The sequence below is a fragment of the Rhizobium sp. FG113 genome (assembly GCF_057809895.1).
Map to the genome: position 1 here is coordinate 218,592 of NZ_JBMDKV010000008.1, position 11,936 is coordinate 230,527.

9 protein-coding genes are annotated in these 11,936 nt (G+C 63.3%); 4 read left to right on the forward strand and 5 right to left on the reverse strand.

All coding sequences use genetic code 11. The features are described 5' to 3' along the window. Positions 1-29 precede the first annotated feature (29 nt). The 3 genes from ACODTZ_RS19885 (at position 30) to ACODTZ_RS19895 (ending at position 4,702) form a co-directional block, all read left to right on the forward strand. On the forward strand, positions 30-977 hold the full coding sequence (locus ACODTZ_RS19885; protein ID WP_413394412.1) for a DUF1402 family protein: 948 nt from the start codon (positions 30-32) through the stop codon (positions 975-977). Positions 978-1,028: 51 nt separating this feature from the next. Then, positions 1,029-2,432: a cytochrome P450 gene (locus ACODTZ_RS19890; protein ID WP_489027433.1), complete on the forward strand. Its 1,404-nt coding sequence runs from the start codon at positions 1,029-1,031 to the stop codon at positions 2,430-2,432. Positions 2,433-2,530: 98 nt separating this feature from the next. Beyond that, positions 2,531-4,702 (forward strand): malate synthase G, encoded by a 2,172-nt coding sequence (locus ACODTZ_RS19895; protein ID WP_489027435.1) that lies wholly within the window; start codon positions 2,531-2,533, stop codon positions 4,700-4,702. Positions 4,703-4,780: 78 nt separating this feature from the next. On the opposite strand, the gene ACODTZ_RS19900 is transcribed toward ACODTZ_RS19895, so the two are convergent. Then, positions 4,781-5,470, reverse strand: a complete 690-nt coding sequence (locus ACODTZ_RS19900; protein ID WP_018901167.1) for a L,D-transpeptidase — start codon at positions 5,468-5,470, stop codon at positions 4,781-4,783. A gap of 181 nt (positions 5,471-5,651) precedes the next feature. Here ACODTZ_RS19900 and ACODTZ_RS19905 point away from each other — a divergent pair, with 181 nt between their 5' ends. Further along, complete coding sequence (locus ACODTZ_RS19905; RefSeq protein ID WP_047509179.1) at positions 5,652-6,146, forward strand: MmcB family DNA repair protein; 495 nt, start codon at positions 5,652-5,654, stop codon at positions 6,144-6,146. Between the two features lie 7 nt (positions 6,147-6,153). Here the strand turns inward: ACODTZ_RS19905 and ACODTZ_RS19910 are convergent, their stop codons facing one another. The 4 genes from ACODTZ_RS19910 to lhpI all read right to left on the reverse strand — a co-directional run bounded on the left by ACODTZ_RS19910 (position 6,154) and on the right by lhpI (position 11,554). Continuing rightward, the gene (locus tag ACODTZ_RS19910) at positions 6,154-6,729 is read right to left on the reverse strand and encodes an ActR/PrrA/RegA family redox response regulator transcription factor (RefSeq protein WP_111562763.1); all 576 of its coding nucleotides are present in this window, start codon (positions 6,727-6,729) and stop codon (positions 6,154-6,156) included. A 68-nt stretch (positions 6,730-6,797) separates the two neighbouring features. Beyond that, complete coding sequence (locus ACODTZ_RS19915) at positions 6,798-8,108, reverse strand: ActS/PrrB/RegB family redox-sensitive histidine kinase (protein WP_047509259.1); 1,311 nt, start codon at positions 8,106-8,108, stop codon at positions 6,798-6,800. Between the two features lie 27 nt (positions 8,109-8,135). After that, positions 8,136-10,592 (reverse strand): ATP-dependent helicase HrpB, encoded by a 2,457-nt coding sequence (gene hrpB, locus ACODTZ_RS19920; protein WP_489027454.1) that lies wholly within the window; start codon positions 10,590-10,592, stop codon positions 8,136-8,138. Between the two features lie 5 nt (positions 10,593-10,597). Then, the gene (gene lhpI / locus ACODTZ_RS19925) at positions 10,598-11,554 is read right to left on the reverse strand and encodes a bifunctional Delta(1)-pyrroline-2-carboxylate/Delta(1)-piperideine-2-carboxylate reductase (protein ID WP_489027438.1); all 957 of its coding nucleotides are present in this window, start codon (positions 11,552-11,554) and stop codon (positions 10,598-10,600) included. Between the last annotated feature and the right edge of the window lie 382 nt (positions 11,555-11,936).

Sequence of the window (11,936 nt, forward strand, 5' to 3'; positions counted from 1 at the left end):
CTCTATTGGAAATGATGGGAAAGCTGATCGTGCGACGCCTTCTGACGAGCCTTGTAATTGCCGCCACGGTCCTGACCGCCGCGCCCGCTTTTTCCATGCAGCTCGTGCCTCCGGGCAATCGCAACGTCGAGCAGCCGAACGTTCCAGGCGCATCGGTCCGCCGCACCAAGGGCACCAAGACCACCTTCGATCGCAAATACGACAAGGTCCACGAGCTCTTGGCCACCGATCACGAGCTGATGGGCAAGATCAAGAAGGTCTCGGCGGCCTATGGCATCGATCCGATCCACGTCGTCGGCGCCATCGTCGGCGAGCACACCTATAATGTCGACGCCTACGACCGCCTGCAGTCTTACTACGTCAAGGCCGCGTCCTATGCCGGCCAGAGCTTCCGCTTCGCCTATGACGGCGAGGATGTGGATGATTTCATCAAGCGTCCCCAGTTTGCTGAATGCAACGGCAAGACAGATTCCTACACGCTGTGGAGCTGCCGTGAGGATGTCTGGGAGAGCGATTTCCGCGGCAAGACCGTCGGCGGCAAGAGCTTCCCGAACAATCGCTTCAGCGCCGTCTTCTTCCAGCCCTTCTACGCCGGCCAGACCTTCGGCCTCGGCCAGATCAATCCGCTGACCGCCCTGATGCTCTCCGATCTCGTCAGCCGCGTCTCCGGTTACGACAAGCTCAACGAGAAGGATGCCGGCAGCGTCTACAAGGCGATCATGCAGCCCGATATCTCGTTGGCCTTCGTGGCCGCTGCCGTGCGCCGCTCGATCGACGATTACAAGCAGATCGCCGGCATGGATATCTCGAAAAACCCGGGACTGACGGCAACGCTCTACAATCTCGGCAACTCCCGCCAGCGCGCCGCAGCCCTTGCCGCCAAGAACCGCGCCTCGGGCGAAACGGTCTGGCCGGAAGAGAACTATTACGGATGGTTGATCAACGACAAGCTGGACGATCTGGAGCGCCTGCTCTAACTCTAGCCTTGCCGGGGAGGGCCATAATCTTCCGCGAAAGGCTTGCAGCACATGGACATGCGTCCAGATCCGTTCGTTCCGCCAGCGCCCATCCCGCGCACCGTGCCGCCGAGCCGGCTTGATATCATCCGCACCATCCTGCGTAATCCGCTGGAACTCTGGGGCGAGCCTTCTTATACGCTGCCCTTCATCAAGACGAAGTTCTTCCGCGAACGCACGATCATCGTCAACGATCCCGGCCTGATCAAGCATGTGCTTGTCGACAACGCCGCCAATTACCGCATGTCGGATATCCGCCAGCTGATCCTGCGGCCCATCCTGCGCGATGGCCTGCTGACGGCGGAAGGCGAGGTCTGGAAGCGCTCGCGCAAGGCGGTCGCCCCGGTATTCACACCGCGCCACGCCAATGGCTTCGCCGGCCAGATGCTGCGCCAGTCGGAAGAGTACGTCCGTAAGTACGAGGAAGCGGGCAGCGACGGCAAGACCTTCGAGATCGCCAGCGATATGGCCGAACTCACCTTCGCCATCCTCGCCGACACCTTGTTTTCGGGCGAGATCGTCACCTCCTCCGACAGCTTCGCCGACGACGTCAACGCGCTCCTGCATCGCATGGGCCGCGTCGATCCGATGGATCTGTTGCGCGCGCCCTCCTGGGTGCCCCGCGTCACCCGCATCGGCGGCCAGAAGGTGTTGGAGAAATTCCGCACCATCGTCCGCGAAACCATGGATGCCCGCCTCGGCCGCATGGAAGCGGACCGCGAAACGACGCCCGAGGATTTCCTGACGCTGTTGCTCGACCAGGCAAAGTCGGGCGGGCTCACCAATGCCGAGATCGAGGACAACATCCTGACCTTCATCGGCGCCGGCCACGAAACCACGGCCCGTGCACTCGCCTGGACGCTCTATTGCGTCGCCAACACGCCGCATATCCGCGACGCGATGGAAGAAGAGATCGACCGCGTGCTCGCGACAGGCGCCGAGCCGGTGAAATGGCTCGACCTCATGCCCTATACCCGTGCCGCCTTCGAGGAGGCCCTGCGCCTCTATCCGCCGGCCCCCTCGATCAACCGCGCCGCGATATCGGATGATCGCTGGACCAATGCCAAGGGCGAGACGGTTGACATCGAGGCCGGCGTCACCGTGCTGATCATGCCCTGGACACTGCATCGCCACGAACTCTATTGGGACAAACCCCGCGCCTATATGCCGGAGCGTTTTCTGCCCGAAAACCGCGGCAAGATCAGCCGCTTCCAGTTCCTTCCCTTCGGCGCCGGTCCGCGCGTCTGCATCGGCGCCACCTTCGCGCTGCAGGAGGCGGTGATCGCGCTCGCCGTCATGATGCATCGCTTCCGCTTCGACATGACGCATGAGACCAATCCATGGCCGGTGCAGAAACTGACCACCCAGCCGCAGAACGGCCTGCCGATGCGCGTCACGCCGAGAGTTCTTGCCTGAAAAGGCATAAATCTTTCAAACTATTGCCTGATTGACTATGAATGAAAGCCGGTCAAAGTGGCAGCATGCGAAAAACGCGCCGCCCGAGGAGATAGTCTATGAGCCGCATCGAAAAACACGGTCTTGCGATTGAAGCCGTCCTTCATGATTTCCTGGTCAAGGAGGCGCTTCCCGGTCTTGGGCTCGATGCGGACAAGTTCTTTGCCGACTTCTCTTCCATCGTCCACGATCTGGCGCCGAAAAACCGCGAACTGCTCGCCAAGCGCGACGCGCTACAACTGCGCATCGACGATTGGTATCGCCAGCACGGTGCGCCGACCGACATGGACGCCTACCAGGCATTCCTGCGCGAGATCGGCTATCTCCTTCCCGAGGGCTCCGATTTCCAGGTCACCACGACGAATGTCGATCCGGAGATCGCCTCCATCGCCGGCCCGCAGCTGGTCGTTCCGGTCATGAACGCCCGCTACGCGCTGAACGCCGCCAATGCCCGCTGGGGCTCGCTCTACGACGCGCTCTACGGCACCGACGCGATTTCCGAGGCCGATGGCGCGGAGAAGGGCAAGGGCTACAACCCGAAACGCGGCGAAAAGGTCATCGCCTGGGTCCGCGATTTCCTCGACAACGCTGTTCCGCTCGTCGATTGGAACTGGAAGGACGTCGCCGGCCTCGTCATCAAGGACGGCGCACTCGCCATATCTTCAACTGACGGCGAACATGTCGCGCTGAAGGATGCCTCGCATTTCGCCGGCTATCGAGGCGATGCAGTGGCCCCCACCAACATCCTCCTGAAGAACAACGGCATCCATATCGACATCGTTATCGATGCCGGAACTGCGATCGGCAAGACCGACGCCGCCCACATTTCCGATGTCTGGCTCGAATCCGCCATCACCACGATCATGGACTGCGAGGATTCCATCGCCGCCGTCGACGCCGAGGACAAGACCGAGGTCTATCGCAACTGGCTCGGCCTGATGAAGGGCGATCTGCAGGAAGAGGTCGTAAAGGGCGGCAAGAGCTTCATCCGCAAGCTCAATCCCGATCTCGATTACACCGGCCCGGATGGCGCCAGCTTCGAGGTCCATCGCCGCTCTCTGATGCTGATCCGCAATGTCGGTCACCTCATGACGAATCCGGCTATCCTTGATCGCGATGGCAACGAGGTGCCCGAGGGCATCATGGATGCGATGATCACCGCCGCAATCGCGCTCTACGATATCGGCCCCAACGGCCGCCGCAAGAATTCGCGCACCGGCTCCATGTATGTCGTCAAGCCTAAGATGCACGGCCCCGAGGAAGTCGCCTTCGCCGTTGAAATCTTCGGCCGCGTCGAGGATGCGCTCGGCATGGCGAAAAACACCATGAAGATGGGCATCATGGACGAGGAGCGCCGCACCACCGTCAATCTCAAGGAGTGCATTCGCGCCGCCCGCGAGCGCGTCGTCTTCATCAACACCGGCTTCCTCGATCGCACCGGCGACGAGATGCACACCTCGATGGAAGCCGGCCCGATGATCCGCAAGGGCGACATGAAGCAGGCCGCCTGGATCGCGGCTTACGAGAACTGGAACGTCGACATCGGTCTCGAATGCGGCCTTTCCGGCCACGCGCAGATCGGCAAGGGCATGTGGGCCATGCCGGATCTGATGGCGGCCATGCTGGAGCAGAAGATCGCCCATCCGAAGGCCGGCGCCAACACCGCCTGGGTCCCGTCGCCGACGGCCGCCACGCTGCACGCCACCCATTATCACCGCGTCAACGTCGCCAATGTCCAGCGCGGCCTGAAGGATCGCCCGCGCGCCAAGCTGAGCGATATCCACTCGGTACCCGTCGCCGTCCGTCCCAACTGGACGCCGGAGGAAATCCAGCGCGAACTCGACAACAACGCGCAGGGGATCCTGGGCTACGTCGTGCGCTGGGTCGATCAGGGCGTCGGCTGCTCGAAGGTTCCGGACATCAACAATGTCGGCCTCATGGAAGACCGCGCGACGCTGCGCATCTCGGCGCAGCATATGGCGAACTGGCTGCACCACAAGGTCGTCACAGAAGATCAGATCATAGAGACGATGAAGCGCATGGCCGCCGTCGTCGATGGCCAGAACGCCGGCGACGCGGCCTATCATCCGATGGCTAAAGATTTCGACCGCTCGATCGCTTTCCAGGCTGCTCTCGAACTGGTGCTGAAGGGCAGGGCGCAGCCGAACGGCTACACCGAGCCGGTCCTGCACCGCCGCCGCCTGGAACTGAAGGCCGCGCAAGCGGCCTGATCCCCACGCAGCAGACACAAAAAGGCCGCCGGAGCGAATGTTCCGGCGGCCTTTTTTATACCGAATTTCAGGTCCAGCTTACTGGATGACGATGACCTTGGAGGTCGTCTTGCCCGGACGGACGCGGCTGTAGAGGTCGATAACGTCCTGGTTGATCAGACGAATGCAGCCAGACGAAGCGGCGGTGCCGATCGAAGCCCATTCCGGCGTACCGTGCAGGCGGAACAGCGTGTCCTTGCCCTCTTCGTTGAAGAGGTACATGGCGCGCGCGCCGAGCGGGTTGGAAAGGCCAGGACCCATGCCGTCTTCGACGTACTTGGCGATCTCGGGGCGGCGAACGGCCATTTCCTTCGGGGGATGCCAGTTCGGCCATTCCTGCTTCCAGGCGACGTATGCGGTGCCGGCCCATGCGAAGCCCTGCTTGCCAACGCCGATGCCGTAACGCATCGCCTTGCCGCCGGGCATGATGTAATAGAGGAAGCGCTCGCGGGTGTTGACGATGATCGTGCCCGGACGCTCCGTGGTTTCGTAGGAGACAACCTGCCTGTGGAACTGCGGCTTGACCTTCTGGATCGGGATCGCCGGCAGCGAATATCCGGCATCCGTGGTGACGCCGTAAGCGTCGTCGAAGATCTGCGCGGTCTGGACGGTCGGACCCGGCATGGCAGCCTTGTTTTCGACAGAGGCGCTCTCGGAAGTCGTGGAGCAACCGGCCAGAGCGAGCGTCGCCATCAGGCCGAATACAGGAAGTGCATTGCGGATGCGCATGGATGTCTCTTAAGAATGGGGCAAGGGAGGATCGTTCTTTCGAACCATCTTAGATTATGGTTTATTTTCGATTAACTTCGCCTTGGCAAGCTGTTGCAATGCGGCGGAGCAATTACGCAACGGCAAACTAGAACCGCATGGTTTTTTTGCAACAACGCGCGCGCTGGACCCCAACTTATCCATGACGATTTTGAGTGTTTACAATAACAATCCGTTAATCGATGGCCGGCAATCGGACAGGGCCATGCTCGTGCGTCGCGGGACTCAGATTTTACTTCACGAGATGCGTCACGCCGTCCTGCCGGAACTGCCGCTTGCAAGCGGCCGGCGCGCCGATCTGATCACCGTCTCGGACAAGGGCGAGATCTGGATCATCGAGATCAAGACCTCGATCGAGGACTTCAGGGTGGATCGCAAATGGCCGGAATATCGCCTGCATTGCGATCGGCTGTTCTTCGCCACACACAAGGATGTGCCGCTCGATATCTTTCCGGAGGATTGCGGGCTGTTTTTATCTGATGGCTATGGCGCCCACATGATCCGCGAGGCGCCCGAACATAGACTGGCGCCCGCCACCCGCAAATCCGTCACGCTGAATTTCTCGCGCGCGGCTGCCCAGCGCCTGCTGATGGCCGAATGGGCCACCGGCAAGCCGCTCGGCGTAGACGACATCTAGCTTGAATTTACTTCGGCGCCCGCTTGGCGAGAATGCGCTGCAATGTGCGGCGGTGCATGTTCAGCCTGCGCGCCGTTTCCGAAACGTTGCGTTCGCAGATCTCGTAGACACGCTGGATATGCTCCCAGCGAACCCGGTCGGCCGACATCGGGTTCTCAGGCAGCTCGGCCTTCTCGCCGCTGCGCTGCGTCAGCGCCGCATAGACATCGTCGGCATCCGCCGGCTTGGCGAGATAGTCGACGGCGCCGAGCTTCACCGCGGTCACCGCCGTTGCGATATTGCCGTAACCGGTGAGGACGACGATGCGGGTATCGTCGCGCTTCTGGCGGATCGCCTCGATCACATCCAGACCATTGCCATCGCCGAGCCGCAGATCGACCACCGCGTATTTCGGCGGATTGGCGTGGGACTTGGTAACGCCTTCCGCCACCGATTCCGCGGTCTCGACCTGAAAGCCGCGCGTCTCCATGGCGCGCGCCAGCCGGCGCAGGAACGGTCCATCGTCATCAACGATCAAGAGGCTCGCATCGGGGCCGATATAGTCGTCGCTGGCGGGGGAGGGGTTGGTAATCTGCTCGCTCATCTATTCAATCCTGGTGCTGTCAGCCTGATATAGGCCGATTGCATTGCATTTTCTTTAGCCCCATCGGCTCATTTTGTCGAATGCGTATCGATCAGCACCCGCGGCCATTCGACGCGAACGCGCGCGCCGACATAGTCAGGACCCCGATTTTCGAAGGTCAGCGCCGCGCCCGAGCGTTCCAGCAGCGTCTTGGCGATAAACAGCCCGAGCCCCAGCCCGCCGGCCCGGTCCTCCTTCTGCCGCTTGGTCACATAGGGCTCGCCGATCCTGAGCAGAATGTCGGGCGAGTAGCCTTCGCCGTCGTCCTCGATGGTGATCCGCACGCGCTCCTGGTCATGGTCCACCGTGACCGTCACCTCCTGCCGGGCATAGTCGACGGCGTTTTCGATGAGGTTGCCAAGCCCGTACATCATCCCGGCATTGCGCTCCGTCACCGGCTCGCCCTTGCGGGGCGCCTTCTCGACAAGGTTGAGCTTGATGCCGAATTCGCGATGTGGTGCGACGATCTCCTCCATCATCGAGGAGAGCGGCAGGCGCCTCAGATGCGCATCGCCCTCGGCCGAGAGTGTGGTCAACCGGCGCAGGATGTCGCGGCAGCGCTCGCTCTGGCTGCGCAGCAGCTGCACATCCTCGCGGAAGCGATCGTCGTCCTTCAGCTCCCGCTCCATCTCCTTGGCAACGACGCTGATGGTGGCGAGCGGCGTTCCCAGCTCATGCGCGGCCGCCGCAGCCAGGCCATCGAGCTGCGACAGATGCTTCTCGCGCTGCAGCACCAGTTCGGTCGCCGCCAGCGCTTCGGCCAGCTGGCGCCCCTCCATCGAGACTCGATAGGCATAGAATGCGGCAAACGTCATGGTCGAGGCGATCGAGCACCAGACGCCGAACTGCATCACCTCTGGAACGTTGATCTCCGCCCCGTCGAACCAGGGAAGCGGGAAGGGCGAGAACGACAGGATCGTGATGCAGGCCATCGCCACGACGATCAGCGGCATGCTGTAGCGGATCGGCTGTGACGCGAAAGCGATGATGACGGGAACGCAGACCAGAACCGCGAATGGATTGACAAGCCCGCCTGTGATGAAGAGCAGCGCGCAGAGCTGCAGGAGATCGAAGCCGAGCAGCGCCAGCGCCGCCACCGGGTCGATGCGGTGCGTCGCCGGATAGCGGATCATCAGATAGAAGTTGACGATCGCCAGCGCTGTGATCAGCGCAATGCACGCCTGCACTGGCAGCGGAAACTGCAGCCAGAGGGCAACGATCAGCACCGTGGCGGTCTGCCCGCAGACGGCAAGCCAGCGCAGACGCACCAGCGTCTCCAGCCTTAGCCGACGGCTGCTCTGCCTATCTTCCTCGGGCATGCTCTCGACCTTGTCGGCCATCTCTTTATTCTTGATCGGCATGGCGGCTCATGTTCCTCGCGGTTTTGCCCGGGTCGTCGGTAGTGCCTCTTCCGGCCTCTCCGGCCATGGATGCCGGGGATAGCGCCCGCGCATGTCGGCGCGCACATCCTTCCAGCTCCCGGCCCAGAACCCCGGAAGATCGCGCGTCGTCTGGATCGGCCGATGCGCCGGCGATGTCAGCTCAAGCAGCAGCGAAAGCCGCCCCCCGGCAATGGCAGGATGTGTCTTCAGCCCGAACAGCTCCTGAACCCGGATGGTCAGCGTCGGCTCTTCCCCGTCATATTGTATCGGATGCCGCTGCCCGGTCGGCGCCTCGAAATGCGTCGGCGCCAGCCGCGCAAGATCGCGTTGCAGCTCATGCGGCACCAGCGCCATCAACCCGTTCGAAAGCCCGCCCGCCGAAATGTCGGAAAGCCCACGTGCATCCGCCTGATAGGGAATGAACCAGTCGTCCATGCGGGCAAGCAGCGCCGCCTCGCTCATGTCGGGCCATGGCGCGCCGATGCTTCTATAGAGAAAGCCGATCCGCTCGCGCAGCTGCATCGCTTCCTTGGAAAACGGCAGCTGCTCCATCCCCATCTCCTTGATCCCCTCGGCAAGCGCCCGCGTGACAGCCTCGCCGGATGGCCGAGGCAGCGGCGTCTCGTCGAAAACGATGGCGCCAAGCCGCGTGGCCCGCCTTGCCCGCACTTGCTTGCTCTGACGATCGAAGAAGGTCTGGTCGTCGGTGCGGATCGCGCCGGGCATTTCGGCCTCGACATCCCCGCGCGTCACCTCTGCCGCCGCGAGAATCCGCGCCTGCGCTGCCCGGCCCGTGAGGTCGGCGATCACGAGCATCGGGCTGCTCGCCAGCCGTTCGGTCTCGGCGATCTCGGCGCCGCGGCCATTAGCCATCACGAAGCGCCCGCGCCCGCCGCGCTGCAGTGCGATGCGGTCGGGAAAGGCATGAATAAGCAACCGGCCCGCAAGACCCGGCTCCTCGGCCACCATCTTATCGCGCCCCTTCGCCAGCCGTCCCGCCAGCTGCCGCGCCGCCTCGGCCCGCTCGCCGCGCTCGGATTTGAACCGGCGCAGCCGCTCCTCAAGATCGATGCTCGTCCCGCCCAGCCCCTGTTCAGTCAGAAGCACGGCCATCATCGCCGCCTCCCTCGCATGCCCGGTCTCTCCCGAGGAGAGCACCATCGCGGCCAGCCGAGGAGGCAGCGCCATGTCGCGCATCTCGCGGCCGCGCGCCGTCAGCCCGCCATCCCGATCAAGCGCGCCGAGTTCGCGCAGCAGCGCGCGCGCCTCGGCAAGCGTCGTCTCCGGCGGCTGGTCCATGAAGCTGAGCGCCCGCGCGTCCTGCACGCCCCAATGGGCGAGATCGAGCACGAGGCCGGAAAGATCGGTCGAGAGGATCTGCGGCGGCGTGAAGGCCGGCATCGCCGCCGTCTGCCCCTGGTGCCAGAGCCGGATGGCGATTCCCGGCTCCGTTCGCCCGGCGCGTCCGGCCCGCTGGTCGGCCGAGGCTCGTGACACCCTGACTGTCTCCAGCCGGGTAATCCCTGTCGATGCCTCGAACACCGGCAAGCGCTGCAAGCCGCTGTCGATCACGATCCTAACGCCGTCGATGGTGATCGAGGTCTCGGCGATCGAGGTCGCCAGCACGATCTTGCGGGTGCCGGCCGCCGCCGGCCGGATCGCCGCGTCCTGTTCCTTCTGGCTGAGATTGCCGTAGAGCGGCGCGATCACCGTTGCCGCGTCGAACCGCTCCCGCAGCCGCTCGGCCGTTCTGGTGATCTCGGCCTGTCCGGGCAGAAAGGCGAGGATCGATCCGCTTTCCGTCTTGTGCGCATCGATGATCGCCCGCGTCATCGTATCCTCAATCCGCTCGCCGCCCGGCCGGTCCTGGTAGCGAATATCGATCGGGAAGCTGCGTCCCATGCTCTCGATCAAAGGCGGGTTGTCGAGCAGCGCCACCACGCCGGCCACATCGAGCGTCGCCGACATGACCAGGATCCTCAAATCCTCGCGCAGCGCCGATTGCACGTCGAGCGCCAGCGCCAGACCGAAATCGGCGTCGAGCGATCGCTCGTGAAACTCGTCGAAGATCACAGCAGAAACGCCCGAGAGCTCAGGATCGTCGAGGATCATCCGCGCGAACACACCCTCGGTCACCACCTCGATCCGCGTTCGCTGCGAGATCCTGGTATCGAGCCGCATGCGGTAGCCGACGGTTTCGCCGACACTCTCATTGAGCAGTGCCGCCATTCGCCCGGCCGCCGCGCGCGCCGCAAGCCGTCGCGGCTCGAGCAGAATGATCCTGCCGTCGCCGCGCCATGCCTCATTGAGAAGATGAAGCGGCACCAGTGTCGTCTTTCCCGCCCCCGGCGGTGCGGAGAGCACGGCGCGCCGCGCCGTCGTCAGAGCCGCGCCGATCGCGGGTAGAACATGAGAGACCGGGAGCTCCGGCAATATGGGCACGTCACTCACGCCGTCGCTCGCGTCTTCGTCGCCGTCTCGTAGGCGAGGATCGCGCCCGCGAGATCCTCAAGTGCGGCGCCCACCGACTTGAAGAAGGTGATCTCGTCGTCATTCTGCCGGCCCGGATGCCTGCCGCTCGTCAACTCCGCCAGTTCCGCCTTGATGCCGCCTTCCGAAAGGACGCCGCTTTTCAGCGGCTGCACGATGTCGCCCGCCTCGCGGGTGGCGCCAGCCCGCGTGTCCACGAAGACGCTCGAACGTCGGATCGCCGTATCATCGGCCTCGCGCATGTCGGGCTTGAAGCCGCCGATCAGGTCGAGATGCGCCCCGGGCTTCAGCCAGTCGCCTGAAATCAGCGGTTCGTTGGAGAGCGTCGCGCAGGAAATGATATCGGCCGTCCCCACGGCCGTCTCAAGATCGTTCACGGCTTCGGCGTCGAGACCCAGCGCCCGCGCCTCGGCGGCGATCGCCTCTGCATTCTTTATGTTCCGACCCCAGATCCGAAACCGCTGCAGCGGCCGCGTCACCGCATGCGCCTGCAACAGGTTGAGCGATAGCCGTCCGGTACCGCAGACGAGCAGCTCGCGCGCTTCGGGATGGGCGAGATAGCGCGCTGCCAGCGCCGACGTTGCCGCGGTGCGCCGTGCCGTCAACTCGCCGCCTTCGATCGCCGCCAGCATCTCGCCTGTCCTGGCGGAGGAGAGCAGGTAGGTTCCGAAGATCGCCGGTAGCGCGCGTCGCGCATTGTCGGGAAACACCGAGAGGATCTTCACGCCCGCATAACGCCCCGGCAGCCACGCCGGCATCAGCAGCATGGTCGCGTCGCGCTCGCCGGGCACTTCCATTTCGTGATGATGCCGCACCGGAGCGACGCAGTCACCGCTAAACATTGCCGCCAGCGCATCGATCAGCGCAGGCCAGTCCAGCGCCGCGCGCGTTTCCGTCTCATTGAGGACAAGCATGTGTCCATCCCTCTTATATATATGGCGATCGCCGATCCGGCCAAACTAGTGATTGCTGGTCGCCGCGCAAGCGCCGGAAGCGGATCGGCTGGAGGGCTGTTATGTCCCAATAGGCGCGTCGGTAGTCGGAAGCCGCTGAAAAACGTCTTTCGTGCTCGGGATTTTGTCGATTTCGACCCGTTCGGGGGCATTTCACCGATATCTCCGGTGCTTTGCCGCTGTGGGCCGTTCGTCCACTCACAACCGGTTCGAAAATTCCCCCAACAGAATCAGTGTGTTATAAAACTGTCAAAAAACTTTGCGTGGGTGTGTTGACTTGTTTGGCTCTGGGGCCTTATAAGCCGCTTCACAGAACGAGGGCGGCGGCGCTGCTGGCGACGGT

Coding starts and splice junctions, on each gene's coding strand:
- ACODTZ_RS19900 (WP_018901167.1), bottom strand. CDS start 5,470: ATGCGCATCCGCAATGCACTTCCTGTATTCGGCCTGATGGCGACGCTC.
- lhpI (WP_489027438.1), bottom strand. CDS start 11,554: ATGCTTGTCCTCAATGAGACGGAAACGCGCGCGGCGCTGGACTGGCCT.
- ACODTZ_RS19905 (WP_047509179.1), top strand. CDS start 5,652: ATGACGATTTTGAGTGTTTACAATAACAATCCGTTAATCGATGGCCGG.
- ACODTZ_RS19890 (WP_489027433.1), top strand. CDS start 1,029: ATGGACATGCGTCCAGATCCGTTCGTTCCGCCAGCGCCCATCCCGCGC.
- ACODTZ_RS19895 (WP_489027435.1), top strand. CDS start 2,531: ATGAGCCGCATCGAAAAACACGGTCTTGCGATTGAAGCCGTCCTTCAT.
- ACODTZ_RS19915 (WP_047509259.1), bottom strand. CDS start 8,108: ATGGCCGACAAGGTCGAGAGCATGCCCGAGGAAGATAGGCAGAGCAGC.
- ACODTZ_RS19910 (WP_111562763.1), bottom strand. CDS start 6,729: ATGAGCGAGCAGATTACCAACCCCTCCCCCGCCAGCGACGACTATATC.